The sequence below is a fragment of the Devosia sp. P2_G7 genome, assembly GCF_056403495.1.
Genome location: NZ_JBFUFI010000011.1, coordinates 165,482 through 191,669, shown reverse-complemented (window position 1 = coordinate 191,669; position 26,188 = coordinate 165,482). Strand labels below are relative to the sequence as shown.

Below are 26,188 nucleotides of genomic sequence, written 5' to 3'. Positions count from 1 at the left end.
TTGCTCCCGCCCGGCTCATGCGTGCCAGGCTTCGTCCCTTGGGCCACTCCGCATCGAGCAGCCCTCGCGTGATAGCGGCTTGACCGGCGAACCGGTCCTTGCCGTGATGGTTTCCGCCTGAACTGCAGCGACCCGCAGCCCACCCGGTCTCCMCCGCACCAACCACTCGTCATGATCTCGCTTCGGTGCAGCGGACGGGGGGAGAATCGCATGGGTGGGGAGTGGGGGGATAAGAAATTTCGGTGTGCTCGCTTTTGCCCCTCCCACCTGCCGTCATCCCGGCGAAAGCCGGGACCCAGTGCACGGGCCGATCCACCCGCGCGAGCACGTCCGACCTTGCTGTGATGGACCGGATGGGGTCGTGCCCAGACCAACCGTTCGAGCAGTGGGTCCCGGCTTTCGCCGGGATGACGGCTAGTGGGTGGGTTAGATCGGGACATGGCAGCATCTAGATGATGGTGGTGGAGGTGGTTGGTCAGGAGACGATCAGGTCCCAGAGGTCGTCCCATTGTGGGTTGGTTTCCTCGATCAGCTCCACCTTCCACGCTCGACGCCATTCCTTGATCCGCTTTTCACGAGGGATCGCGGACTCGGCATTGCCGTTTCCTCGAACCAGACCAGTTTCGTCACGCCGTATCGGGCGGTGAAACTGTCGGCGATGGCATGGGTTCGGTGTTGGTAGACGCGCGCAACACGGTTCGACGTCACGCCAGTGCAGATCGTGCCGCGCTTGCTGCTTGCCATCATGTAGACGAAGAACTGCTTGCCCACCTGCGCCCCCGAAACATCGGATCGACGCAGGCGGACGCCGTCAACATCAGCAGGCCTAAGCCGCCTGCCTCCCGTACTTGCTCGCCACTTCCTCAGCCAACCGCCCGCTGATCTCCGCCAGGTGGTCGAACTCCTGTTCGAAACTGCCCACGCCCGCCGTCGCCGAGCGCAGTTCGATGATCAGGTCCTGCATCTCCGCCGCTGGAACATACGCGTGGATGTCGTCCCAGCCGTCCCAGCCATCGCGGGTGTCGGAGCCGACGATCTGGCCGCGTCGGCGCGGGAGGATGGCGTTGATGCGCGCCGTAGCTTCGCTCGGGCAATGCACCGTCACCTCCATGACCGGCTCGAGCAGCACCGGCTCGCATTGCGGCATGCCTTCGCGCATGCCGATCTGCGCCGCCTGCCGGAACGCCATGTCTGAGGAGTCGACGGTATGATACGAGCCGTCGGTCAGCGTCACGGCCACGTCGACCACCGGGAAGCCGAGTGGGCCGCCCATGTCGAAATACTCGCGGACGCCTGCTTCGACCGAGCTGATGTACTGGCGTGGCACCACGCCGCCGGTGATCTTTTCGTCGAAGCCGAGCCCGGCGCCGCGCGGCAGCGGCTTGATGGTCAGCACCACATCGCCGAACTGGCCGTGACCGCCCGACTGCTTCTTGTGCCGGCCGCGGATGTTGGCGGATTTCTTGATGGTTTCGCGATAGGCGATGCGCGGCACCGAGGTGGTGACCGGCACGCCATAGCGGTTGGTCAGCCGCTCGATGACCACCCGCAGGTGCATCTCGCCGTGTCCCTCGAGCACGGTCTCGCCGGTCTCGGGCACGTGCGTGAGCCGCAGCGACGGGTCCTCCTCGAGGATGCGCTGCAGAGCGGTGGAAAGGCGGACGTCGTCCTTGCGCTCCTTTGGCGATACGGCGATCGCCATCATCGGCACGCTCTCGGGCGGTGGCATCAGGTCGGGCACCATGCGGCCGGCCGACAGGGTATCGCCAGTGCGGGCCGCCTCGACCTTGCCAAGGGCGACGGTCTCGCCTTCCTTCGCCGCCTCGCGCTTTTGCGTCTCCTGGCCCATGACCCGGAAGATACCCGACACCTTGCTTTCGCGCCCATCGGCGGAGCGGAGCGTCGCGCCATCGGCGACACTGCCGCTGAGCACACGGGCGACGCACATCTTGCCGCTGCGGGCAGTCTGCATGGTCTTCATGATCTGGACCACCGTGCCGGTGCCATCGGCGAGGCCGAGGCGGGCTCGCGTTTCCTTAACCGTCGGCGCCTCGTGGCGGATCGCCTTGAGCAGGCGGGTGATACCGTTGCCGTGCTCGGCCGAGCCGATGAACACCGGGCAGATCTTGCCGGCGCGCATCTCCTCGACCAGGTCCTTGAAGATCAGGTCCTTTTCCGGCGCCACGTCCTCCAGCAACTGCTCCATCAGCACATCGTCGAAATCGGCGATCTGCTCGAGCATCGCGGTGCGAGCGGCGACCTCGTCGGCCTTCTCGCCATCGGGCAGGGCGACGATCTCGCTCTCCTTGGCCTCGTGATAGACATGCGCCCGCTCAAGCGCGAGGTCGATGCAGCCGGTGACGACACCGCCCTTGGTCATCGGCAACTGGCGCAGCACCAGCGGCACGCGGCTCGCCGGCTGCAGCATCGTGAGGATGTCGCGCACGGGGCCCGAGAGCCGGTCGATCTTGTTGAGGAAGACGAGGTGGGGCAGCTGGCGCGCCTCGAGATCCCTGAGGATCAACTGCAAGGCGGCGACCTTCTTGGGGTCGGCTTCCGCCACCACCACCGCCATGTCGGCGCCGGCGAGGACGGGCAGGCCCTCATACTGGAACTCCACCGAGCCGGGGCAGTCGATGAACGTGTAGCGGTCGCCCATGAACTCGGTTTCGGCGACGTTGACCTCGACGCTCATGCCGTTGGAGCGGGCTTCCGGTGCGGCATCGCCCACCATGTTGCCGTCCTTGGCGTGGCCTTGTCGGGTGATGGCCCCAGTGCGCATCAGGATCGCTTCGAGCAGCGAAGTCTTGCCGCTCGCGAACGGCCCCACCAGCGCGATGCACCGGGGCCCGGCTTGTCTGCCGTTGTCGTTTGCCATCTACTCCTCCTGTGTTCGTGATTTGTTCCTCTGGCGACGTCCTCCCCGGTGCGTGTTCCTCGCACCGTTGAGGCGCGTCCGCAGTGATACTGTAGCGCTCCAGAGGGGCTGAGCCAATCGGCGTCGGGGGGCTGTGGATCACCGAGGTTACCCCGGTGGAAGGCGGCGCGCACCAGCCCTGCAGAGAGCACCCTTCCCAAACCCCGAGTCCGGTGGTAATCACCCTCGCCAACCCGCAGCCGGACGTCGAGTCGTTCCCACTGCGGGCTTCCGTTTTTCTGATGCTCAGAAGGGAAGGGCCCGACCCTTGGCGAAGATCATTACTTCCATCACCGGCGATAGCGCACTGACGTTCGACGACGTGCTGCTGCAGCCTGCGCGCTCCGACGTGCTGCCGACCGATGTCGACATCCGCACGCGGGTGACCAAGGACATCTTCCTCAACATCCCGATCCTGTCGTCCGCCATGGACACGGTGACCGAGAGCCGCATGGCGATCGCCATGGCGCAGGCCGGCGGCATGGGCGTGATCCACAAGAACCTCGACATCCTGGTGCAGGCCGAACACGTCCGCGCGGTGAAGAGCTTCGAAAGCGGCATGGTGGTGAACCCCATCACCATCGGCCCCGACGCGACGCTGGCCGACGCGCTGGCGCTGATGGAGGCCAACCACATCTCCGGCATTCCGGTGGTGGAGAATGGCGGTGCGGGCGGCCGGAAGATCGGCAAGCTCGTCGGCATCCTCACCAACCGCGACGTGCGCTTCGCCACCAACCCGCGCCAGCGCATCGCCGAACTGATGACGCACGAAAACCTTGTCACCGTCCGCGACGGTGTCAGCAAGGACGAGGCCAAGCGCCTGTTGCACGCCCATCGCATCGAAAAGCTGCTGGTGGTCGATGACGAGGGCCGCTGCGTCGGGCTGATCACGGTCAAGGACATCGAGAAGGCGCAGCTCAACCCGCACGCGGTGAAGGATGCGCAGGGGCGGCTTCGCGTCGCCGCGGCGACCGGTGTCGGCGATGCAGGCTTCGAGCGCTCGCTGGCACTGATCGATGCGGGCGTCGACCTGCTGGTGATCGACACGGCGCACGGCCATTCGAGCGGGGTGCTGAAGTCGGTGGAGCGGGTGAAGCGCGAGAGTAATTCGACCCGCATCGTCGCCGGCAACGTCGCGACCGCCGAAGCCACTCGCGCGCTGATCGAGGCGGGTGCGGATTCGGTGAAGGTCGGCATCGGGCCGGGTTCGATCTGCACCACCCGCATCGTCGCGGGCGTCGGCGTGCCGCAGCTGGCGGCTGTCATGGCCTGCGCCGAGGAAGGCGACAAGCACGGCATTCCGGTGATCGCCGATGGTGGAATCAAGTTCTCAGGCGATCTGGCCAAGGCATTGGCCGGTGGTGCTTCTTGCGCGATGGTGGGTTCGCTTCTTGCCGGCACCGACGAGAGCCCGGGCGAGGTCTACCTCTACCAGGGCCGCTCCTATAAGTCGTATCGCGGCATGGGCTCGGTGGGCGCCATGGCCCGCGGCTCGGCCGACCGCTACTTCCAGCAGGAAGTGCAGGACAGCCTGAAGCTGGTGCCCGAGGGCATCGAGGGCCAGGTGCCGTATAAGGGCGCTGCCGGCAACGTGCTGCACCAGCTGGCGGGCGGCCTGCGGGCGGCGATGGGCTACACGGGTGCGCCGACGCTGCAGGATTTCCGCGAGAACTCGGTGTTCGTGAAGATCTCGGGCGCCGGGCTCAACGAGAGCCACGTGCACGACGTCTCGATCACCCGCGAGAGCCCGAACTACCGCGGCGGCAACTGATGCGGCTGCCCGGCCGGATCGCTGCCGCCATCGATGTGCTCGCCGATATCGACGCGCACAAGCGCCCGGTCGCCGAGGCGCTGAAGGCCTGGGGGCTCAACAACCGCTTTGCCGGCGCGGGCGACCGCGCCGCCATCGGCAACCTGGTCTACGACGCGCTGCGCCGGAAGAGTTCGCACGCCTGGGCTATGGGCTCGGACGCGCCGCGCGCCCTGGTGCTGAGCGTGGTGGTGCGCGAGTGGGGCGAGAACATCGAGGAGCTGAACCAAAGCTTCGGCGGTGATCGGTTCGCGCCAGCCCCGATCGATGCGGATGAGGCAGCGAAGCTCACGGCGGCAGATCCGCTTGCGGGCGCGCCGGACCATGTGCGCGGCGATGTGCCGGAATGGGTGGCGCCGCACCTCGCCGAGAGTTTTGGCGAGGACTGGGTGACCGAGGCGCATGACCTCGCCGGCCGGCCGCCGCTCGACCTGCGCGTCAACACCCTGAAGGCCAATCGCGACAAGGCGCTGCGGGCGCTCGGTCGTTTTGCGCCGGATGCGACGGTGATCATCCCTGACGGCATCCGCTTTCCGGCTGGCGAGCGCGACAGCCGCACGCCGAACGTGCAGAGCGAGGAAGGCTACATCAAGGGCTGGTTCGAGGTGCAGGACTTCGGCAGCCAGATCGTCGCGGCTCTGGCCGGCGCGCGCGGCGGCGAGCAGGTGCTCGACCTCTGCGCCGGGGCAGGGGGCAAGACCCTCGCCATGGCCGCTGCGATGCAGAACCGCGGCCAGATCTTCGCCTATGACAGCGACCGCACCCGGCTCGCCCCGATCTATGATCGTTTGAAGCGCGCCGGCGCCCGCAACGTGCAGGTCCGCGCGCCGGGCGAGGGTGTGCTCGACGATCTCGTGGGCAAGCTCGATCGCGTCGTCGTCGATGCGCCGTGTACCGGCTCGGGCACCTGGCGGCGCCAGCCGACGGCGAAATGGAAGCTGACGCCGGAGCAGGTGGCGGTGCGCGTCGAAGAGCAGCGCGCGATCCTCATCGAGGCGGCGAAGTACGTGAAGTTGGGCGGCACGCTCGTCTACATCACCTGCTCGGTGCTGCCGGCCGAGAACGCCCTGCAGGCGACGGCTTTCCTCGAGGCCAACCCGGACTTCAAGGCGATCGCCGGCAACAAGCAGTGGATGAGCCATTTCTCCGGCTCGAAGCTGCGCGCTCGGTTCTCGCCGGAGGGTGGCGTGGCGCTGACCCCGCACCTTACCGGCACCGACGGGTTCTACGTTATCGCGATGCAGCGGGGCTGAGATGGCGCGGGATGAAGACAGCGGCGTCCCACTGGTCGCCGTCGTGAGCGTCGGCTCGATCGCATTCCTGCTGATCGTCGGGGCGGTGATCTGGTTCGCCATTCCGGGCATCAGCGCCAGGCACCACTTCGTCTCGCCGTCGGGTCGTATCGCGCTGGATATCGGCGAGCAGTGCGGCGAGACGGCATGCGAGCGGCGCGTCATCGCCGAAACCACGGCGCCGGATGGCAGCAAGTCGCGCCGGGGGTGCCATTTCAGCCTGACCCAGACCCACGCCGTGCTGCTCAACGCCCATCCGCTGTGGTCCGCCGACGAGCAAACCGTCGACATCGTCTATGCCGATGCCGAAGGGCAGGGCGGCAAGTTCCCGCTGGATATTGCTGCGGATTGCACGATCACGGAGTGAGGCGCCTGCCTTCTCCCACAAGGGGAGAAGGTGACCCGACTGAGGGATCGGCGTCCTGCTCCGGCCCCTAGTGCAATTCCCGCGAAATCGCCTCGCCCAACGCCAGCCGGGTGAAGCTGACCTCTAGCCCTTCGCCTGTGGGGGAGCAGGTCATCGGGCCGACTTCCACCGTCTCGCCCATGCTGAGGTAGCAGAGGCGGACCAACTGCCAGTTGCCGTCGGGCTCGCGCAGTTGCACCCGTAATGCCTCGGCATGGCGGGTCAGCCGCAGCGTTACCGACGCATCGGCTAGCCCTCCGAGCTTCAGCACCGACCAATCCGACTGGTCGTCGCGCGTCACCACCACCGAGAAGTGCATCGCCCCGTCGGTGAACTCGACGCCGCACTTGAGCCAGTTCTCGCCATCGACGAACAGCATCGCCCCGGCCTGATCGTAGAGGCGCTGGTAGTTGGCCGAGAACGTCACCTCGAAGCTGAAATCGCCGCTGACCTCGGTGGCGCGGAAGTGTCCGTTCTCATGCTTGAAGCCGTAGAAGGTGTTGTTCCAGTAGTCGGTGTCCTTGCCGGTCCGGACCAGCAGCGTATCGCCGCGCTCCTCGTAGAAGGGCGGCTGGTTGCGCCAGAAGCTCTTGCCGGCCTTCATCGGATCAACCTGCCGCCGGAGAAAGCGTGGGGGAGGCGGCGCCACGCCGCTCCTTGCCGCGCGCCCAGCGGATCATCGGGTTTTCCACCAGGTGATAGGAGAGGTGCGCCACGGTGAAAGTGATCACCGTGATGATGGCGCAGGTGACGACGAAGCGCGTCGGGTCGCTTGCCTTGCCGTGATCGATCAGCGGATCCCAGTAGACCCGCACCAGCTCGAGCACCGGATAGTGCCAGATGTAGATGCCGAACGAGATGCGCGCCACGTAGCGAGTGGCAGGGTTGTCGAGGAGGCTGCCAACGAAGACGCTGGACGGGGCAGCCGAGAGGAACAGCCCGATCGCCAGCACGAACCACGGGAAGCCGTAGGGCACTCCGAGCCAGCCCCAGCCATCGGGGGTCTCGGCCGTCGTCTGCACGGCGATGAGGTAGAGCGACCAGCCGATCGCCGCGATCGCGACGGCGTCGAACAGCATGTTGCGGTACTGCGCCCAGCGCACCTGCAGCCCCGCGGCCAGGGCGCCGATGGCGAACATGGCGAAGAAGGCAAAGGGATTGAAGCGCGGCATCCAGGTCTTGGCGCCGCCGATCAGGCCGAAATCCCAGCCGCGCTGGTGCATGTCGACGCGGTAGTATCGGGTGAACAGCCAATGTGCGACCAGCGCCAGCCCGATCACCCCCACCCACAGCAGCCGCGATCGCCAGCCTTTGCCCACCCAGCGGCCGGCGAGGAACAGCGGGGCGAAGCCAAGCGGCAGCAATACGTATGAGGTCACCTCGAAGCTGATCGACCAGAGCGGGCCGTTCACCTCGACCGGGAACAGCGTCACCCAGTGCCAATCGGCGACGGTGAAGATGCCGGCGAACAGCCGCAGCACCAGTTGCCCATCCAGCTTGGCGCCGAACACGGTGATCGACAGCACGAAGGTGACGAGCAATGCCAGCCAGAAGCCGGGAAGGATGCGGGCAGCGCGGCGCATCGCGTAGGTGGCGAGCGAGGGGGCGGCCTCGCCACGATCCAGCGCCTGCCAGAACGGCCGCGCCAGGAGGAACCCCGAGAGCACGAAGAACATCGCCACGCCAAACGTGCCGATCCACGCGAACACGCGAAACCACTCGACGGCGCCAAGATTGTCGTTCCAGCTCATGCGCTGCGCCAGATGGTGGAACAGCACGGTGAGGCAGGCGGCGGCGCGCACGAAATCGGCACCATTCAGGCGGTTGTCAGTCATCGGTTCCCCTCATACCGCAGCTCCGCATCTGCTGTGCGGATGACGCTGCAATCGATTACATTTGCCACTGCCAGTCCGGGCCGCGCAAGCCCCATCGGCTCCTCCAGCGGTCAGTGCGGCGTCGGCCGCCTGCATTTCGACGGTGCCGCGCTGGCGTTGACGCCAATGAGCCGCGGTGAACAGTATGCGTCGGGCTCGTGGAAAACATGAGGACAGCAGCATTTCTCCTGGCGGGCGTGACCTGCGATGACGGCGTTGCATCGCATTGCGAGGCGCTGATCGAGGGACTGCGCGACAATGGGTGGCGCGTAGTCATTATTTCCGGCCCCGTGCAGTACGACGCGTCCTCGAAGTTGCGGTTCGATCGGCTGAACGAGATCGCGGCGGCCTGGATCGTCTGCGAGCGCGGCAACATGAGGGTGCCGGCTCCGGGACGCCTGCGAACCCTGCTGCGCGAGCTTAAGAAGTACGACGTGGAGGTCCTGCACGCGCACGGCTTCTCGATGCTGCTGATCGCGCGGGCGTTGGGCTGGCTGGCCAAGCGGCCGGTCGTCGCGACCTTTCACCCTTCGGTCCACATCGCCCGTGGCGCGCAGGATGCTCAACGGAGCCAGTTCGCAAATCCCCGCCGCTACCGGTCGGTGCTGCGCCTGCTTCCGCCGGCCCGGTTCCTTGCCCTCTCCACTGAAATCGAGCGCTTTCTGATCGACGCCTGCGGCGTCCCTGCTGAGCGCGTTTCGAAGATCCTCGCGGGCGTCGACGTCGACCATTTTCGCCCGCCGACCCTCGAGGAACGGCAGGCTGCGCGCCGAGCCCTCAGGTGCAGCGATCAGGCGCTGGTTTGTTCCATCGTCGGACGGCTGAGCTGGAACAAGGGCCACGATCTCGTCATCGACGCGCTGCGGCAGGTCCGGCAGGCCCTAGCCGAGCGCGAGTTGCGGTGCCTGATCGTTGGCGGCGGCTACCAGGAGGAGGAGATACGCGACGTCGCCCACCAGTCGCAGGCCGACACCGAGCTGTTCAGCTTCCTCGGCTTTGTCACTGACTTGCGCCAGGTCTACTGGGCGTCAGACCTGTTCCTGCTGCCAAGCCGCGTCGAGGGCTTTGCCCTCGTCGTAGCCGAGGCCATGTGCTGCGGTGCCGTGCCGATCCGTACACCCAGTGGCGGAGCGCTCGATCAGATCCGCGACGGCTGGAACGGACGGTTGGTCCCTTTCGACGACGCCGACAAGCTGGCCGAGATCATCCTGGAGCTTTCCGATGCGGGCACGCTGCAGCAGATGTCGGTCAACGCCGCGGAGTTCGGCCGCGCCCAGTTCGACCGCAGCGTCATGGCACGCAGATCGGCCGAAGTGTACGCAGACGTCACGATGCGAGGCGCATCGTCAGGCAGGTGATGTCGTCGGCCTGCTCGGCCCCGGCTGCGAATGCATCGACGTCGGCGAAGAAGCGCGCGGTCAGCTCGGCAGTGGGCAAGTGGCCGTACTCGTCGAGCAGCGCTTCGAGGCGGGCGTTGCCGAACTCTTCGACATCCGGGTTCATGGCTTCCGTCACCCCGTCGGTGAACAGGACCAGCGTGTCGCCGGGACTGAGCGCAACCCTCGCCGCACCGGCCGGCCGGTCCGACATGAGGCCGACGGGGATGCCGGTGGCGGGAAGGCTGCGGCGGCCGCCGGTCGACAGGATGTAAGGGGCATTGTGCCCGCAATTGCCGTACTCGAGCTCGCCAGTCTTCAGATCGATAACGGCGAGGAAGAGCGTCGCGAACATCGAGGCATCGTTGTCGCGGCAAAGGCTGGCGTTGATGCGAGCGAGGGCCGAGGCAACGTCCGGCTCTTCCTGCACCGCGGTGCGGAGCGTGGTGATCGCTACCGCCATGAACAGGCTGGCGGGGATGCCCTTGCCGCAGACATCGCCGATGGCGATAGCCACCCGATCCTGGTCGAGCAGGAAGTAATCGTAGAAGTCGCCGCCTACGTCGCGGGCCGGCCGCATGTTGGCGCTGAGATCGAGCATCCCGTGCAGCGGCTCCAGCAGTTCAGGCCGGGGCAGGAACGATCGCTGGATCAGTGCCGCGCTCGCCAGCTCGTCGTTCTGGCGCCTCTTGTCGATGATCTGCTCGGCGAAGCGTTTGAAGGTATTGGCGAAGGTCACCAGCAGCGGCGACGGATGCACGAGATCGTCGAGGATGCGCGGGTCGAACTCTCGACGCTCGAGCGCGGTAAGCGCGTTGCCATACAGCGTCAGCGCGCGGTTCATGCCGTCCAGTTGCCGGCCCAGCTGGCTCAGGACGCTGAGCAGGAACTCCGGCGATTGCTGGCCGACATGCATCAGCTGTTGCCCGCTGAGCCGATAGACGGAAGCCGGCGTCGTCGTCTCGATGGTCGCGGTGCGCTGGAAATTGGCGAGAACGCCGAGCTCGCCGATCAGCCGGGGCGCATCGAGCGAGGCCAGCTGCACGCGGCCATAGTCGGACTCGGCGAATACCGCGACTGAGCCTTCAGCGAGGAAGTAGGCGAAATCGCTGGACTCGCCCTGCCGCACCAGCACGCGTCCCGCCTCTACCCGTTCGGGTGACAGCTCGCCCAGCAGCGCTTCCAACGCGCCGATGCCGACGTCGGCGGTCCTGGTCAGGGCATAGGGGGCCATTCAGCGGTCCGCGGTAAGACGTGACGGTTTTGTGTCACGCTTCCGCTGTAGACGCCGCCCGCGAGGGTCGCAAGAAATTCACGATGACGCGGTTGCCGTTCGGCAAAGGCTCGTAGCGCAGGTCGTTACTGAAGCTGCGGATCAGCTGCATGCCGAGCCCGCCCGGCGCCAGGTCTTCGATCGGTTCGCCAACCGGGCTCGCCGGGGCCTGCGAGACGTCGAAGGACTTGCCGTTGTCTTCTACAACGAGGTCGACTGCATCGCTATCGATGATCAACGCGGTGCGGATGGACAGCGGCGACACCACCGCTGCAGCGTCATCGATGGCCCAGTGGCCGCCGCCGCCATGGCGCACGACGTTGGTGAACAGCTCTTCCAGGCACACCTCAAGCGCAAACGCCAACTTGTCGGACAGCAGCTCGCGAGCGGCGATGTTGCGCAGCCAGGTCGCCGCACCCGCCGCACCATCGATCGTGCCAGGGAAAGCCGAGTGATGGCGCAGCGGAAGCGACATCGGTGCCCCCTAGGCCAGTACGCTGGCCTCGGCGTCCGCACGGTCCTTGGCGATCGGAATGATCGTGTCGATACCGCTCGAACGCAGGACCTGCTCGATGTTGGGCTGGGGCGAGAGCAGGACCATGCCGCCGTTCTTGCTCCTGAGGGCCTTGCACGTGGTGACGAGAGTCCGGATCCCCAGCGAAGCGAGGAAATCGAGCTTGGCGAGATCCACGATCACGTGATCGTTGTTCTGGGCGATCTCGGCGAATGCCGGGTCAGCCTTGAGCGCGCCGGGCACATCCATGCGGCCGCTGAGCTCCACCAGCGTGACGCCATTGCCGACGTCGGTCACGGTCCATTCCATACCAAACCCCATTTGTACTGCGGCAGGCACGTTTTCCTCGCCCGGCCAGTGAATATTGCTTATGGGCGCACAAATGTAACGGTCAGATGACAGTCGCGGCTCCCCCTCGCGGCGCCACGCATTTTCCTCGCTTGAAACGGTGCGAGCAGTGTGCGAACGCCGCGGTGGGGCGGCGTGCGTGGCATGAGGGCTGAGATGACGGGGTTGTTCACGGACTTCGGGCTGCTGGACCGCGCGACCGAGGAAACGAGGGCGGTCGCGGCCGGCGAAATCATCTTCAATGTAGGCGACGCCGCCGACGCGTTCTACATGGTGCGCAGCGGCAAGGTCGCGGTGCGGCTGGGCAATCGAACGCTCAGCGTCCTGGGGGAGGGCGAGATCTTCGGCGAAATGGCGCTGATCGATGCCGGGCCGAGGAGCGCCACGGTGATCGCGGAGACCGACTGCGTCGTCGTTCCGATCAGCGAGAAGCAATTCCTGTTCATGGTCAGCGAAGCACCTTACTTCGGCCTGAGCGTGATGCGGGTGCTTGTCGAACGGCTTCGCCAAGCCAACCAAGCCATGCCCGGCGCCTGACGATAGCCTTCTTACGGCCCTGCCTTTTCGGGATTGCACGAGATGACGACCATGCTGGACGAACTGCTGCGGGGCCTTTCCAACCCGGTGATACTGTTCGGCCACTTCACCTATTTCCTGCTGATCATCTCCATGCTGATGCGGCGGATGGTGGCGCTGCGTATCCTCGCGGTCGCCTCCGGCGTCGCCAAGATCGTCTACCGCGCCTTCTTCGTGTTCGACCCGGTTAGCGTGCTGTGGGAGACGATCTTCGTGCTCGTCAACATCGGGCAGCTCCTGATCATCTGGTACTACGAGTACCACCATCGCTTCGCCGAGGAAGAGCAGCACTTTGCCGAGAACATGCCCGAAGGCGTCGACCGCAGTGCCATCAAGCGGCTGCTCGATCTGTCGGACCTCGAGCGATATGAGGCCGGCGCGGTTCTCACCACCGAGGGCGAGCCGGTGCAGCGGCTGATGTACCTGGCCGACGGCATCGTCAAGATCGAGCATGGCGACCGGGTGGTGGCCATCTGCGGGCCCGGCGACTACATCGGCGAACTGAGCTTCCTTTCCGGCAAGCCGGCCAGCGCCACCGCCACGGTGGCGAAACCGGCGCGGATCCTGGTGTTCGACCAGACCCGGCTCAACACCGCGGTCGAAGCGGACCCGCAACTGCGGCGGACGCTGGAATCGGCGCTCAACCGCAACCTCGCGGGCAAGCTGGTGCGCTCTAACGCCGTGGAGGGTGTCGGGCAGACCGCCTAGTGCGAACGTCCGATATCGACTTGCCGGGGCAAGACTTGCGGAATCCCCGGCCGCGCTTTATTTCCCGCCCATGACAGACATCGCCGCCGCCCCCGCCGAGTCCATCCTCATCATCGATTTCGGGTCCCAGGTGACCCAGCTGATCGCGCGCCGCCTGCGCGAGACCGGCGTCTACTGCGAGATCCATCCGTTCCAGAGCGCCGCCGAGGCTTTCGCCCGGCTGCAGCCCAAGGGCGTGATCTTCTCGGGCGGTCCCGCCTCGGTGACCGACGAGGGCAGCCCCCGGGCGCCGCAGGAAGTGTTCGACAGTGGCGTGCCGATCCTCGCCATCTGCTACGGCCAGCAGACGCTGGCGCTGCAGCAGGGCGGCAAGGTGGAAGGCGGCCACGCCCGCGAGTTCGGCCGGGCCGATGTCGAGATCAAGGAGCCGAGCCCGCTGTTCGACGGGCTGTGGCAGGTCGGCGGGCGCTATCCGGTGTGGATGAGCCACGGCGATCGCGTCACCGAGCTACCCGAGGGCTTTACCGTTGTCGGCACCTCCGAGAACGCCCCGTTCGCCATCGCGGTCAATGAGCGCAAGCGCTACTACACCACGATGTTCCACCCCGAGGTGGTGCACACGCCGGATGGCGGCAAACTCCTCGCCAACTTCGTGCACAACATCGTGGGCCTGAAGTCCGACTGGACCATGTCGGCCTATCGCCAGCGCGCCGTCGACAAGATCCGCGCCCAGGTCGGCAAGGGCAGGGTGATCTGCGCGCTCTCGGGCGGCGTCGATAGCTCGGTGGCGGCGATCCTGATCCACGAGGCGATCGGCGAGCAGCTCACCTGCGTGTTCGTCGACCACGGCCTGATGCGGATGAACGAGGCCGACGAAGTCGTCTCGATGTTCCGCGATCACTACAACATTCCGCTCGTGCATGTTGATGCCGCTGACAAATTCATCGGCGCGCTCGAGGGCGAGTCGGACCCGGAGACCAAGCGCAAGACCATCGGGCGACTGTTCATCGAGGTGTTCGAGGAAGAGGCCAAGCGCATCGGCGGCGCGCAGTTCCTGGCGCAGGGCACGCTCTATCCTGATGTCATCGAGAGCGTCAGCTTCTCGGGCGGCCCCTCGGTCACCATCAAGTCGCACCACAATGTCGGTGGCCTGCCGGCGCGCATGAACATGCAGCTGGTAGAGCCGCTGCGCGAGCTGTTCAAGGACGAAGTCCGGGCGCTGGGCCGTGAGCTCGGCCTGCCCGATCGCTTCGTCGGCCGCCATCCGTTCCCTGGCCCCGGCCTCGCCATCCGCCTGCCGGGCGGCGTGACACGCGAGAAGCTCGATATCCTCCGCCGTGCCGACGCCATCTACCTCGACGAGATCCGCAAGGCCGGGCTCTACGACAAGATCTGGCAGGCCTTCGCCGTACTGCTGCCGGTGCAGACCGTCGGCGTGATGGGCGACGGCCGCACCTACGAGTTCGTCTGCGCGCTCCGCGCCGTGACCTCGGTCGACGGCATGACGGCGGACTTCTTCCCCTATGACATGAACTTCCTCGGCCGCGCCGCCACCCGCATCATCAACGAAGTGCGCGGCATCAACCGGGTGGTCTACGACGTGACGTCGAAGCCGCCCGGCACGATCGAGTGGGAGTAATCCCGGAACCCGAGGAAATCGTCGAGGCTGGCTCGCCGCCGGCCCGGGCAGCGTCGTCCGTCCATAGCTCTCGCATGGTGCGCCTGGCCTACCTCGCCGCCGGCTTCCTGCTGCTCGCGCTGGGCATCATCGGTGCGTTCCTGCCGCTGATGCCGACCACCATCTTCGTCATTCTCGCCGCCGGCTGCTTCGCGCGTTCTTCGGCTCGGCTCGAGAACTGGCTGCTTCGGCACCAGCGCTTTGGCCCGATGATCGTCGCCTGGCGGACCGAGCGCGCTATTCCGCGCCGCGCCAAGGTGCTGGCCGCGATCGGCATGGTGCTCGGCTACACGGCCTTCCTCATCGGCGCGCGGCCTGGCCTGCTGCTGAACCTGTGCGTGCTGGCGATTTTCGCCGGCTGCGCGTGGTACGTGCTGTCGAGGCCAGAGCCGTCGAACTAGCCTTTCACCCGGATACTCACATTGCCGCTGCCATGCTCCTGCACCAGGCGGTAGAGTTGGCGGGCATTCTCGGTGGAGAGCCGCACGCAGCCGTGCGAGGCGGCGCGGCCGAGGCGCTTGACCTCGCTGGTGCCGTGGATGGCGTAGCCGCCGTGAAAGAAGATCGAGTAGGGCATCGGGGCCCAGTCGTATTTCTTGGAGTGGTATTTCTTGTACATCCGCTGCACGCCATAGCGCCCTTTGGGCGTGGCATAGCCCTTGCGGCCGGTGGAAACGTCGAAACTGTAGGTCGGCTCGCCCCCTACCAGGACGCGCATATGCTGATCAGAGATATCGATGACTATGGAAACATCGGCGGCGGCGACTGGCGTTGCAACGACCAGGCAGGCAACAAGAAGTAAAACACGAAGCAACATCTTGATATACTCTGCATTGGCGCTGACGAAAGCTTGGCTTATGCCGGTTGCAGAGCTGTTAAGATCGCATCTCGCATGTGCGCCCTCACGCGCTCGTGACCCGCTGGGAGCAAGGTGCGCAGGGCGTTTGCATTCGCGCGGTCGCCTCACTATGGTGCGGCCGAATTCGACCCCCGTTCCGCTTGAGCTACATGTCCAACGAAAACATCATCCGTGAGATCGACGAGGAACTGCGCAGCGATCGCATGCGCAGCCTGTGGCGCAATTTCGGCCCCTACGTAATCGGCGCAGCCGTGGCCATCGTGCTCATCGTTGCAGTCAACGAGGGCTGGAGCTGGTGGCAGAACTCCAACTCGTCGAAGTCCTCGGATCAGTTCTACGCAGCGCTGACGCTCGCCGACGGCACCGATGCCGCCGCTGCGAAGAAGGCGCTCGACGACGTGATCGCCGCCGGCCATGGCGGCTATCCGACGCTGGCGCGCTTCCGCGAGGCCGCGTTGCTGGCACAGGGCGGCAAGACCGCCGAAGCGGTTGCCGCCTATGATGCGCTGTCGACCAGCGAATCCAACGCCCACGTCCGCGAGCTGGCGCTCGTTCTCGCCGCCAACCTGCTCGTCGACGGCGGCGATGTCGCCCAGGTCGAGCAGCGCGTCGGCGGTCTCGTCAGCGGCACCAGCCCGATGCGCAATGCCGCGCGCGAGGCGATCGGTCTCGTCAAGTACAAGGCCGGCGATCTCGCCGGGGCTCGCCAGAGCTTCGAGGATGCGGTGAGCGATCCGCAGGCCAGCCAGGAACTGCGCGGCCGCCTGAACATCTATCTGGCCCAGTTGGTCGCCGAGGGCGTTGCCGCTCCGGTCGCCGACGCGGCCGCCGCCGAAACGCCTGTCGTGGTCGATCCCGCCGCTGCTGCCCCCGCGGAAACATCGGTCGGCGACGGCCCGGCGCTCGACACCGCCCCGGCCCCGGAAACCGCGCCTGCCATGGAAGCCGCCCCGGCAATGGAAGCGGCACCCGCCATGGCTCCGGCTACCGAACCCGCGCCGGCCGCGGACGCACCTGCCGCTCCCGCGAACTAAGTTCGCGTCGGCCTACTAGTACTGGGGTCTCGCTTGACCGTTACCGTCGCCATTGTCGGCCGTCCCAATGTCGGCAAGTCGACGCTGTTCAATCGGCTGGTCGGCCGCAAGATCGCGCTCGTCGATGACACGCCGGGCGTGACCCGCGACCGCCGCGAAGCCGAGGGTCGCATCGCCGACCTGCGCTTCAAAGTGCTCGACACCGCCGGCTATGAGGACAAGACCGACGGCTCGCTTGAAGACCGGATGCGCCAGCAGACCGAGATCGCCATCCGCGATGCCGACGTGATCCTCTTCATGATCGACGCGCGGGCAGGGGTGACCCCGCTCGACGAGCGTTTTGCACAAGTGCTGCGCCGAGCCAGCAAGGACGTGCACCTGATCGCCAACAAGGCCGAGGGCAAGGCCGCAGATCCTGGCCTGCTCGAAGCCTACAACCTCGGCTTCGGCGAGGCCGTGGCGCTGTCGGCTGAACACGGCCTCGGCCTTTCGGACCTACACGCGATCGTCTCGAAGGCTGTCGATGCAGCCGCCGAGAAGGCCGCCGGCGTCGCCGCGCTGTCCGAAGACCTGATGCCGGAGGTCGATGTCGACCTGCCGCCCGACGACGGCTCGACCGAAGAGGGGCCGGCCAAGCGTTGGGACCCCAAGCGATTCCTCAACGTCGCCATCATCGGCCGCCCGAACGCCGGCAAATCGACGCTGATCAACCGCATGGTCGGCGAAGAACGGCTGCTGACCGGCCCCGAGGCCGGCATCACCCGCGATTCGATCCTCGTGCCGTGGGAATACAATGGGCGCACCATCAACCTGGTCGATACCGCCGGCATGCGCCGCAAGGCGCGCATCGAACAGAAGCTCGAAAAGCTGGCGGTCGGCGATTCCCTCCGCTCGATCCAGTACGCCGAAGTCGTCGTGCTGCTGCTCGACGCGCAGATCCCGTTCGAAAAGCAGGACCTGACCCTAGCCGATCTGGTGGAGCGCGAAGGCCGCGCCTTGGTGATCGCGGTCAACAAGTGGGACTTGATCGAGGACAAGAACAAGGCGCTGAGCGAGTTGCGCGAGCAGCTCGAGCGCTACCTGCCGCAGCTCAAGGGCATCCCGCTGGTGACCATCTCCGGGCTGCAGGGCCGTAACATCGACAAGCTGATGTCGGCGATCTTCGCCATCGAAGCCAAGTGGAACAGCCACGTTTCGACCGCGCGGCTCAACCGCTGGCTCGCCGGCATGACCGAGAGCCATCCGCCTCCGGCCGTCTCCGGCCGCCGCCTGAAGCTGCGCTACATGACGCAGGCCAAGATCCGGCCGCCAAGCTTCATCCTGTTCGCGAGCCGCCCCGAGGCACTGCCCAACGCCTACCAGCGGTATCTCGTGAACGGCATGCGCGACGCCTTCGACATGCCGGGAACGCCTATCCGGCTGTGGGTGCGCGGCGGGAAGAACCCGTTCGACAAGAGCGAGAAGTAGGGCCGGCTCACGCCCTAGCCTGACCCTGAGGGGCTGTCCTTCACCCGTCAATGCTCCTTAGCTAGCTTGACCGGCGCCTTCCCTCGTATGAAAGGTTGTTTGACCAAGCTACGATTGGACAACCGGCGTATGAATAGTCACGGACGACTTCCGTGGGCGACTTGGCTCCTCATCCCGATCATATTTGGATACTCCGAGGCGTATGCTGACCAAGACAGCATATGGATCGGGGGTTGCAGTCGCCCGGTCGTCTTTCAAAGGATCGGTGCTCTGTCGAAGCTTGGCCCGGCCTCATTGACAGAACTAGAGGCGATCGGCCCGGCGTTCTCAGGTCGAGCACAGAAATTGGATGCTGCATTCTTAAGTGCTGATCGAAGGCTGGTACTAACCTACTCGCATCTGGTTGAACCGCTACCGCTAGTTGCGGCGAGAGATTTCGCTAGCGATCTTGATCTGCTGAAACCTCTGCTCCGGGAAGCCGTCGCAATGGAGTTGGCTAGTCCGCCGCCTGGAGTGACCGACCTTAAGTCTGGACCGATCCGCGAGACTGAGACTCGGTTCTCTGTCTACACCCAGCTAAAGAGAGAAGTCGTGGGTGGAACAGAAGACGTAGAAAGCGGTGACCTCTGGGCGCAGGTAGCGGGCTGTCTAGTAAAAGTTACCCTGATGCAGCGAGGGGCTGATAGGAGGATCGAAGGCATCAGGGAAATGCTTGAGACCGTGCTTCCAGAGGAACGCACGGAATAGAGGGCCGCCTTGGCTTGGGCCCCAGTCCCTGCGTGGGGAAGTCCGTCACCCCGCATTGCACCCTCGCCGATCCTCGCTATACTCCGCGCCTCCAAAGCGACCCGATGCTGAGTGCGGGGCCGCAACTTTGAAACGACATTGTTCCTCGAAATCCTGATTGTCGCCGTCCTGACGCTGGTCAACGGCCTGCTTGCAATGAGCGAACTGGCGGTGGTCTCGTCTCGCCCGGCGCGCCTCAAGGTTCTTGCCGCTGAAGGAAAGGGCGGCGCCAAGGTGGCGCTGAAGCTGCAGGAGGACCCAGGCAAGTTCCTATCTTCGGTGCAGATCGGCATCACGCTCGTCGGCGTGCTCTCCGGCGCCTTCTCCGGCGCGACGCTGGGCGAGCGGCTGGGCGACACGCTGATCGGCGCCTGCATCAACCCCTCGATCGCTGCGCCGCTCGGCGTCGGCATCGTCGTCATCATCATCACCTACCTGTCGCTGATCATCGGCGAGCTGGTGCCCAAGCAGATCGCGCTGCGCGATGCCGAGGGCGTTGCGGCGCGTGTTGCGCCGGCCATGGCCTTCATCGCCTCTGTCGCCGCCCCTCTGGTCTGGCTGCTCGATATTTCCGGCCGGCTGGTGCTGAGCCTGATCGGCCAGAGCGGCGAGACCGACGAGCGTGTCACCGACGAAGAGGTGAAGACCCTTATTGCCGAGGCTGAGCATGCGGGCGTGCTGGAGACCGAAGAGCGCCACATGATTTCGGGCGTCATGCGCCTTGCCGATCGTTCGGCCCGCGGGCTGATGACGCCGCGCCTCGATGTTGAACTGATCGACCTCAGCGAGACGCAGGAGGAGATGATCGAGAAGCTCCGCGCGACCCGGCACTCGGTGTTGCCGGTGCAGGACGGGGCGGTGGACTCGATCGTCGGCGTGATCGTCCGCAAGGACCTGGTCGAGAACGTGCTCTCCGCCACGCCGCTCGACGTGCGCACGCTGGTGAAGCAGGCGCCCGTGGTGATGGACCGTTCGAGCGCCCTCGACGTGCTGAAGGCGCTGCGCGGATCACTGGTGCATATGGCGCTGGTGTTCGACGAGTACGGCCATTTCGAAGGCATCGTGACCCCGGGCGACATCCTCGAGGCGATCACCGGCGCGTTCCAGGAAGAGGAAGGCGACGAGAAGGCCTATGTCACCCGCGAGGACGGATCTTTCCTCGTTTCGGGCTGGATGCAGGTCGACGAGTTCCAGGCGCACCTGGGTGTGCCGGTTCCGAAGGACGCCAAGTTCGAGACGGTGGCGGGGTTCGTGCTCGCCGAGCTCAATCACCTGCCGGATGTCGGTGAAACCTTCGAGCGCGGCCACTGGCGCTTCGAGGTGCTGGACCTCGATGGCCGCCGCATCGACAAGGTGCTGGTGACGCGGCTGCCCTAAAGCGCCGTCAGTTCCGACTTTTCCCAGTCGAACAGCATGCGGTTCTCGGTGAAGCCGGGCTCGATCATGTCGATCAGCTTGGGCGCCAGCGCCGCGGGGCGCGGCAGCGTGTCGGGGTCTTCGCCCGGCATCGCCTGGGCGCGCATCGCAGTGCGCACGGCGCCGGGATAGAACACATTGACCCGCACTGGCGTGGTGCCGCCGATCTCGGCGGCGTAGCTCTTGGCCAGCGCTTCGACCGCCGCCTTGCTCGCGGCATAGGGGCCCCAGAAGGCCCGCGCCGAGCGCGCCGACGAGGCTGAGACGAATACCGCCCGGCCGGCTTCGGACTGCCGCAGCAGCAGGTCGAGCGAGCGGATCAGCCGGTAGTTCGAGGTGACGTTGAGCGCCATCAGCTTGTCGAACGCCTTGGGCTCGACATGAGCGACGGGCCGCAACTCGCCCAGCATGGCGGCATTGGCGACGAGCCCATCGAGATGCCCCCAGCGCTCGAAGATGGCGTGGCCGAGCCGGTCGATGCCGTCGCCGTCACTGAGGTCGAACGGCACCAGCGTTGTCGAGCTGCCGGCCTTCTGGATCTCGTCGTCGAGTTCTTCGAGCCCACCCACCGTGCGCGCCACCGCGATCACGTGCGCGCCGCGCCGTCCCGCCTCGAGCGCGGCATGATAGCCAATACCGCGCGACGCGCCGGTGACGAGGACGATCTTGCCGGCGAGGGAGTTGGTGGTCATGCGTGCGGGTTCCGTTGGCTTCGGCGCGGTTCTAAACACAGGGGCGTCGTGGCGAAAGTAGAATTTCCGGCGGCGGTGCGGCGGATGGTCCCGTCAAGCCAGTGCGGCAAGAGCCCCCACCCCTGTCCCCTCCCCGCAAGGGGGAGGGAGACCAAAACACCGATGTCAGTGTAGGCGTCTCCCTCCCCCTTGAGGGGAGGGGACAGGGGTGGTGGATCTTTACGACTGGATCAGCAAACGAGACACATGGGCCTTGTAGAAGGCCTCAGCTCGCTTCCTTCATCAGCGACAGCGTCTTGGGGTCGTTCTTGCTGCGGCCGTTGAGGTCGGTGAGCATGGTCGGATAGTCGCCGGTGAAGTGGTGGTCGGTGAACTGCGGGCTGAGCGGATTGCGCTTCACCCCGCCGACCGCGTCGTAGAGCCCATCGATCGAGAGGAACGCCAGCGAATCCGCGCCGATGAACCGGCACATCGACTCGAGGTCGGGATGCTGGTTGGCGAGCAGGTTTTCCGGGTCCGGCGTGTCGATGCCGTAATAGTCGGAGTGAAAGATCATCGGGCTGGCGACGCGGATGTGCACTTCCTTGGCGCCGGCTTCGCGGATCATCTGCACGATCTTCACCGAGGTGGTGCCGCGCACGATCGAATCGTCGATCAGCACGACGCGCTTGCCCTCGATCTCGGCGCGGTTGGCCGAGTGCTTGAGCTTGACGCCGAAGGCGCGGATCGACTGCGTCGGCTCGATGAAGGTGCGGCCCACATAGTGGTTGCGGATGATGCCGAGCTCGAACGGGATGCCGCTCGCCTGCGCAAAGCCGATCGCTGCGGGGGTGCCGCCATCGGGCACCGGCACCACCACGTCGGCCTCGACCGGCGCTTCCTTGGCGAGGTTGATGCCCATGCGCTTGCGCGCCGAATAGACCGGGCGGCCGGCGACGATGGAGTCCGGCCGGGCGAAGTAGACATATTCGAACAGGCAGATCCGCTCGGGCTTGGGCGCGAACGGCTTCACCGAGTCGATGGTGATGCGGCCATCCGGCTGGATTTCGCAGATCACCACCTCGCCGTTCTCGACATCGCGCACGAACTTGGCGCCGATGATATCGAGCGCGCAGGTCTCGGACGCAAAGATCGGCTTGCCGTCGAGATCGCCGAGGACCAGCGGGCGGATGCCGTTGGCGTCGCGAGCGCCGATCAGCTTGGTGCGGGTCATGGCGACCAGCGAGAAGGCGCCTTCGAGGTGCATCAGCGCATCGACGAAGCGGTCGGACGAGGCAGCTTTCTTGGAGCGGGCAATGAGGTGGAGCACCACCTCGGTGTCCGAGGTCGACTGGCAGATAGCGCCCTGCGCGATCAGCTGGCGGCGCAGCGTCAGGCCGTTGGTGAAGTTGCCGTTGTGGGCGATGGCGATGCCGCCGACTTCCAGTTCGGCGAATAGCGGCTGCACGTTGCGGAGGATCGTTTCGCCGGTCGTCGAGTAGCGCACATGACCCATGGCAAGGTGGCCGGGGAGGCGGCCGACGGTCGCGGGATCGGTGAAGTGATCGCCGACGAGGCCCAGTTGGCGTTCGGAGTGGAACTGCTTGCCGTCGAAGCTGACGATACCAGCTGCTTCCTGGCCGCGATGCTGCAGGGCATGCAGCCCGAGCGCGGTAAGCGTGGCGGCTTCCGGATGGCCGAGGATGCCGAACACGCCGCACTCCTCGCGTAGCGTATCATGGTCCCATTCCGCGATCGGCTTGGCGTTTTGGGTCAAGTGGGCACCTCGGGTTCAGAGCGGGCCAAAGAAGACGGGACCGCAAATGCGGCCCCGGTCACAGATATGCAATGCGCTCACCCGAAATTCATCAGGTGTTGGTCGCAGCCCCATCGGCGGGCGGCTCGAGCGGCGCGTCGTTTTCCAGCTGGTCCGTGCCCTCTTCATTGGGCACGTCGGCATCGGGCGTCGGCACATCGTCGGGCGAGGTGTCATCGCCTGTGCCGCCGCCGGCGCCACGCTGCAGGATATCGGTGACCTGCTTTTCGAGGTCGGGCGGCAACAGGCTGATGAGGCTATCGCCGAAATTCTTGAGGATCGGGAGCGAGCGCGATTCGGCCGCCCAGGACGGCAGGTTCGACGGCATCAGCCACAGCCCGAAGATCACTACGATGACGGCGATCAGCACGCCGCGGGCGACGCCGAAGATGAAGCCCAGCGTGCGATCGAGCGGCCCGATGCGGCTGTCGACGACGAAATCGGCGATCCGCATAGTGATGAGATGGAGGATGATCAGCGCCACGATGAAGGTGCCGAGCACCGTCACGATGTCGGCCACGATCGGCTCGGCGATGTAGCCGCGCGCGATTTCCTTGTGGTTGAAATAGGCATAGGCGGCGATGGCCGCGGAGCCCGCCCAGGTGGCGAGCGACAGCACTTCCCGCGTGAAGCCACGGGCCGTAGCCAGGATCGCCGAGATCAGGACGAGAACGCCGATGCCGACGTCAAATGCAGTCAACATGTAGAAAATCCGCCCGTGCGACCCGCTTCAAAATCCCGTGTAACCGCTAATCGTGGCAAAGCCAAGCGTCGAGGAAGCGCCGCATAGCCGATCTTCACGGAAAGCACGAAGCGTGGCCAAACCGCTACTCCGCCGCCTGCTTCTGGCCGCGAGCGGCGATGCGTCCGATGAGCTCGGCAAGCTCGGCATATTCGCCCACGGCGATGCCGCTGGGCACGTCGCCCTTGCCCAGCCGGCCGGTCACCGCGCCTTGAAACCCGAGCTTTTGCGCCTCGCGCAGCCGCTGCGCCGCATGCGCCACCGGCCGCACGCCGCCGGCCAGCGAGATCTCGCCGAAATAGACATTGCTCGAGGGCAGCGGCGAGCCGGTGAGCGAGGAAATCAGCGCCGCCGCCACCGCGAGGTCAGCCGCGGTTTCGTTGATCTTCAGCCCACCCGCGACGTTGAGATAGATATCGTTGGCGCCGATCCGCACACCGCAGCGCGTTTCGAGCACGGCGAGCACCATCGACAGCCGCGACGAGTCCCAGCCGATGACGGCACGGCGTGGTGTACCGAGCGGCGAGGGCGAGACCAGCGCCTGGATTTCGCACAGCACCGGGCGCGTCCCTTCCATGCCGGCGAACACCGCGGAGCCTGCCGCGTCCTTGTCGCGCTGGTCGAGGAACAGGGCGGACGGGTTGGCGACTTCGCGCAGGCCGAGCGTCGACATCTCGAACACTCCGATCTCGTCGGTGGCGCCGTAGCGATTCTTCATGCCGCGCAGGATGCGGAAGGTGTGGCTGGCATCGCCTTCGAAATACAGCACCGCATCGACGAGGTGCTCGACGACGCGCGGACCGGCGATCTGCCCGTCCTTGGTGACATGGCCGACCAGCACGACGGCGGCGCCGGATTTCTTGGCAAAGCGCGTCAGCGCCTGCGCCGAGGTGCGCACCTGCGTCACCGTGCCGGGCGCGCTCTCGACCCGGTCGGTCCACAGCGTCTGGATCGAATCGATGATTACGAGGTCGGGGGCAGGGCCGTTCTGCAGCGTGGCGAGGATGATCTCGACATTGGTTTCGGACGCCAGCAGCACTTCGCGATCGCCCAGCCCCAGCCGCTGCGCGCGGAGCCGAATCTGCGCCACTGCTTCTTCGCCCGAGACATAGACGACGCGCCGGCCACGCTCGGCCATCGCCGCGGCGGCCTGCAGCAGCAGCGTGGATTTGCCGATGCCCGGGTCGCCACCGACGAGGACCGCGGAGCCCATCACGAAGCCGCCGCCGGTGACCCGGTCGAGCTCACCGATGCCGGTGACGACGCGTGCCGCGGTCTCGGTTTCACCGGCCAGCGGCAGCAGCGCGATCGGGCGCCCGCCGGCAACTGCCGATTTCGGCCCGGCGCCGACGCCGGAATCGACGATCTCCTCGACGATGGTGTTCCACTCGCCGCACGCTTCGCACCGCCCCTGCCAGCGTGTGGTTGCCGCGCCGCAGGCCTGGCAGACATAGGAGGTTTTGGTACGCGCCATGAGATGCCCCGATAGGCGATGAGAGGTAGCGGAGTATCGGCGCGAAGGCAAGAACGAAGAGTGAACGATGGTGCCGAGACATCCGACAGCCAGCGGCTTCCGGATGCGCGGTGGTCGAGCGGGGTCGCGATCTTCAAAAATCTCGGCGTCGTGGCGCCGCTCACCTCCAGCCATCCTCCCCCGTCAGAGGAGGAGGTGCCGCATCGAGTGTTCGGCACCTGTGGTGCCGGTCGAGGGATCGGGAGTGATCAGGGGCGAGCAACCGCTGCCGTGTCGCGGTCGGCCCTTGGCCACTCTCCGATTACCTCATATCGGCCTTGTCCATAGAAGCTCCGCACCAGCGCGAAGCCCTCGACGCGCAGGGTTGGCGGGTGTTCGAGCACCGTTTCGGGGGCGCTGACGCGGTCGTACAGGAGGGTGAGGTGGAAGGCCTCGCTCGGGTCCGAGCGGGCCTCGAAGCCGCGCTCAAGAATGCCCCAGCGCAGCAGGCGTGACAGGTCGACCAGTGGCGTATCTGATCCGGGCGTCAGCACCATCGGTGGCGCGCCGACGCGGCGTTTGAAGCTCATCAATTTGGTCAAGGCGATGTCGAACGGCGTGAAGCCGATCGAGTCGCCGGTCGCCATTGCGGTCGCGAGATCCGGCCCCGACAGCTCCTGGTAGAAGCCGACGCCGACCAGTGAAATGTGGAGCGTCGTCGCCGGCAGCAGCGCGGCCGAAATGCCGTGCAGCCGCTGCTGATCGGTGACGATGGCCTGCAGCGCCGGCCGCAGCCTGCCGCCCACCAGCACAGCGAAAAACACCGGGTCGCGGCCCTGCCGCGGTGGCACCTTGATGGATTTGAACGGCCGGGTTTCGCTGGCAAACATCGACAGCTGCGGCAGATCGGTCATCTCATGGTCCTCCGTTTAGGGAGAAGCAAGGAACCATTGAGGCAAAACGCGAGTCAAGAACAAAACAGGAACATAGGCCTTGATGCCCGCCGTGCTGCTCCTGCACGGACTTCCGACCTCGGCGCTTTCGCGACGTCATCCCTCGTTTGTGAGGGAGGCTTACGTCGTGGCGCCCGATCTGCTGCCTCGCTCATGCGCGAGTTCATCGGGCGAACACAGCCGGCCCGGTAATCCTTATCTGGGGTGAAATAAGTTCAG

The 26,188-nt window shown here is 65.9% G+C and carries 25 protein-coding genes; 12 read left to right on the top strand and 13 right to left on the bottom strand.

Going from position 1 to position 26,188, the window contains the following annotated elements; all coding sequences use genetic code 11:
• Positions 1–528: 528 nt before the first annotated feature.
• Positions 529–771: a GIY-YIG nuclease family protein gene (locus tag AC1DWU_RS17985; RefSeq protein WP_477151374.1), complete on the bottom strand. Its 243-nt coding sequence runs from the start codon at positions 769–771 to the stop codon at positions 529–531.
• Positions 772–826: 55 nt separating this feature from the next.
• Complete coding sequence (locus tag AC1DWU_RS17980; protein ID WP_477151373.1) at positions 827–2,878, bottom strand: elongation factor G; 2,052 nt, start codon at positions 2,876–2,878, stop codon at positions 827–829.
• A gap of 307 nt (positions 2,879–3,185) precedes the next feature.
• On the opposite strand from AC1DWU_RS17980, the gene guaB reads away from it, so the two are divergent.
• Genes guaB through AC1DWU_RS17965 form a run of 3 tightly spaced genes read left to right on the top strand, consistent with a single transcriptional unit; the run spans position 3,186 to position 6,386 of the window.
• Positions 3,186–4,688, top strand: a complete 1,503-nt coding sequence (gene guaB, locus AC1DWU_RS17975) for an IMP dehydrogenase (RefSeq protein WP_477151372.1) — start codon at positions 3,186–3,188, stop codon at positions 4,686–4,688.
• On the top strand, positions 4,688–5,980 hold the full coding sequence (locus AC1DWU_RS17970; RefSeq protein WP_477151371.1) for an RsmB/NOP family class I SAM-dependent RNA methyltransferase: 1,293 nt from the start codon (positions 4,688–4,690) through the stop codon (positions 5,978–5,980). The genes guaB and AC1DWU_RS17970 overlap by 1 nt, the downstream gene beginning before the upstream one ends.
• Position 5,981: 1 nt before the next feature.
• Entirely contained in the window at positions 5,982–6,386 is a 405-nt protein-coding gene (locus tag AC1DWU_RS17965) for a hypothetical protein (protein ID WP_477151370.1), read from the top strand.
• 67 nt (positions 6,387–6,453) lie between these two features.
• Here AC1DWU_RS17965 and AC1DWU_RS17960 read toward each other — a convergent pair whose 3' ends face one another.
• Positions 6,454–7,029, bottom strand: coding sequence for a DUF1349 domain-containing protein (locus AC1DWU_RS17960; protein WP_477151369.1), 576 nt, complete (start codon positions 7,027–7,029; stop codon positions 6,454–6,456).
• Positions 7,030–7,033: 4 nt separating this feature from the next.
• Complete coding sequence (locus AC1DWU_RS17955) at positions 7,034–8,260, bottom strand: acyltransferase family protein (RefSeq protein WP_477151368.1); 1,227 nt, start codon at positions 8,258–8,260, stop codon at positions 7,034–7,036.
• 206 nt (positions 8,261–8,466) lie between these two features.
• Here AC1DWU_RS17955 and AC1DWU_RS17950 point away from each other — a divergent pair, with 206 nt between their 5' ends.
• Positions 8,467–9,657 (top strand): glycosyltransferase family 4 protein, encoded by a 1,191-nt coding sequence (locus AC1DWU_RS17950; protein WP_477151367.1) that lies wholly within the window; start codon positions 8,467–8,469, stop codon positions 9,655–9,657.
• Here AC1DWU_RS17950 and AC1DWU_RS17945 read toward each other — a convergent pair.
• Genes AC1DWU_RS17945 through AC1DWU_RS17935 form a run of 3 tightly spaced genes read right to left on the bottom strand, consistent with a single transcriptional unit; the run spans position 9,626 to position 11,771 of the window.
• Entirely contained in the window at positions 9,626–10,909 is a 1,284-nt protein-coding gene (locus AC1DWU_RS17945; RefSeq protein ID WP_477151366.1) for a PP2C family protein-serine/threonine phosphatase, read from the bottom strand. The genes AC1DWU_RS17950 and AC1DWU_RS17945 overlap by 32 nt on opposite strands.
• Before the next feature lie 34 nt (positions 10,910–10,943).
• Positions 10,944–11,423, bottom strand: a complete 480-nt coding sequence (locus AC1DWU_RS17940) for an ATP-binding protein (RefSeq protein WP_477151365.1) — start codon at positions 11,421–11,423, stop codon at positions 10,944–10,946.
• Positions 11,424–11,432: 9 nt separating this feature from the next.
• Entirely contained in the window at positions 11,433–11,771 is a 339-nt protein-coding gene (locus tag AC1DWU_RS17935; RefSeq protein ID WP_477151364.1) for an STAS domain-containing protein, read from the bottom strand.
• A gap of 195 nt (positions 11,772–11,966) precedes the next feature.
• On the opposite strand from AC1DWU_RS17935, the gene AC1DWU_RS17930 reads away from it, so the two are divergent.
• From AC1DWU_RS17930 to AC1DWU_RS17915, 4 genes are all read left to right on the top strand, one after another.
• Positions 11,967–12,347, top strand: a complete 381-nt coding sequence (locus AC1DWU_RS17930) for a Crp/Fnr family transcriptional regulator (protein WP_477151363.1) — start codon at positions 11,967–11,969, stop codon at positions 12,345–12,347.
• Positions 12,348–12,389: 42 nt separating this feature from the next.
• A complete protein-coding gene (locus AC1DWU_RS17925; RefSeq protein WP_477151362.1) occupies positions 12,390–13,094 on the top strand; it encodes a Crp/Fnr family transcriptional regulator in 705 nt (234 codons plus the stop codon).
• A gap of 70 nt (positions 13,095–13,164) precedes the next feature.
• Positions 13,165–14,733: a glutamine-hydrolyzing GMP synthase gene (guaA, locus tag AC1DWU_RS17920; RefSeq protein ID WP_477151361.1), complete on the top strand. Its 1,569-nt coding sequence runs from the start codon at positions 13,165–13,167 to the stop codon at positions 14,731–14,733.
• A gap of 74 nt (positions 14,734–14,807) precedes the next feature.
• Positions 14,808–15,173: a YbaN family protein gene (locus AC1DWU_RS17915; protein WP_477151382.1), complete on the top strand. Its 366-nt coding sequence runs from the start codon at positions 14,808–14,810 to the stop codon at positions 15,171–15,173.
• Here AC1DWU_RS17915 and AC1DWU_RS17910 read toward each other — a convergent pair.
• Positions 15,170–15,589 carry a L,D-transpeptidase gene (locus AC1DWU_RS17910; protein ID WP_477151360.1) on the bottom strand — a complete coding sequence of 140 codons (420 nt, stop codon included), beginning with the start codon at positions 15,587–15,589 and terminating at the stop codon, positions 15,170–15,172. The two genes, AC1DWU_RS17915 and AC1DWU_RS17910, sit on opposite strands and share 4 nt — an antisense overlap.
• A 191-nt stretch (positions 15,590–15,780) precedes the next feature.
• On the opposite strand from AC1DWU_RS17910, the gene AC1DWU_RS17905 reads away from it, so the two are divergent.
• From AC1DWU_RS17905 to AC1DWU_RS17890, 4 genes are all read left to right on the top strand, one after another.
• Positions 15,781–16,665: a tetratricopeptide repeat protein gene (locus AC1DWU_RS17905; RefSeq protein WP_477151359.1), complete on the top strand. Its 885-nt coding sequence runs from the start codon at positions 15,781–15,783 to the stop codon at positions 16,663–16,665.
• 33 nt (positions 16,666–16,698) lie between these two features.
• Positions 16,699–18,132, top strand: coding sequence for a ribosome biogenesis GTPase Der (gene der, locus AC1DWU_RS17900; protein ID WP_477151358.1), 1,434 nt, complete (start codon positions 16,699–16,701; stop codon positions 18,130–18,132).
• A 345-nt stretch (positions 18,133–18,477) separates the two neighbouring features.
• Entirely contained in the window at positions 18,478–18,879 is a 402-nt protein-coding gene (locus AC1DWU_RS17895) for a hypothetical protein (protein WP_477151357.1), read from the top strand.
• Positions 18,880–19,032: 153 nt separating this feature from the next.
• Positions 19,033–20,295, top strand: a complete 1,263-nt coding sequence (locus AC1DWU_RS17890) for a hemolysin family protein (protein ID WP_477151381.1) — start codon at positions 19,033–19,035, stop codon at positions 20,293–20,295.
• Here AC1DWU_RS17890 and AC1DWU_RS17885 read toward each other — a convergent pair.
• The 5 genes from AC1DWU_RS17885 to AC1DWU_RS17865 all read right to left on the bottom strand — a co-directional run bounded on the left by AC1DWU_RS17885 (position 20,292) and on the right by AC1DWU_RS17865 (position 25,930).
• Positions 20,292–21,026: an SDR family NAD(P)-dependent oxidoreductase gene (locus AC1DWU_RS17885; RefSeq protein WP_477151356.1), complete on the bottom strand. Its 735-nt coding sequence runs from the start codon at positions 21,024–21,026 to the stop codon at positions 20,292–20,294. The two genes, AC1DWU_RS17890 and AC1DWU_RS17885, sit on opposite strands and share 4 nt — an antisense overlap.
• A 265-nt stretch (positions 21,027–21,291) precedes the next feature.
• Positions 21,292–22,782 carry an amidophosphoribosyltransferase gene (purF, locus tag AC1DWU_RS17880; protein ID WP_477151355.1) on the bottom strand — a complete coding sequence of 497 codons (1,491 nt, stop codon included), beginning with the start codon at positions 22,780–22,782 and terminating at the stop codon, positions 21,292–21,294.
• Between the two features lie 91 nt (positions 22,783–22,873).
• The gene (locus AC1DWU_RS17875; RefSeq protein WP_477151354.1) at positions 22,874–23,524 is read right to left on the bottom strand and encodes a CvpA family protein; all 651 of its coding nucleotides are present in this window, start codon (positions 23,522–23,524) and stop codon (positions 22,874–22,876) included.
• Positions 23,525–23,648: 124 nt separating this feature from the next.
• Positions 23,649–25,037: a DNA repair protein RadA gene (gene radA, locus AC1DWU_RS17870; RefSeq protein WP_477151353.1), complete on the bottom strand. Its 1,389-nt coding sequence runs from the start codon at positions 25,035–25,037 to the stop codon at positions 23,649–23,651.
• A gap of 248 nt (positions 25,038–25,285) precedes the next feature.
• Complete coding sequence (locus AC1DWU_RS17865) at positions 25,286–25,930, bottom strand: 2'-5' RNA ligase family protein (protein ID WP_477151352.1); 645 nt, start codon at positions 25,928–25,930, stop codon at positions 25,286–25,288.
• Positions 25,931–26,188: the final 258 nt, after the last annotated feature.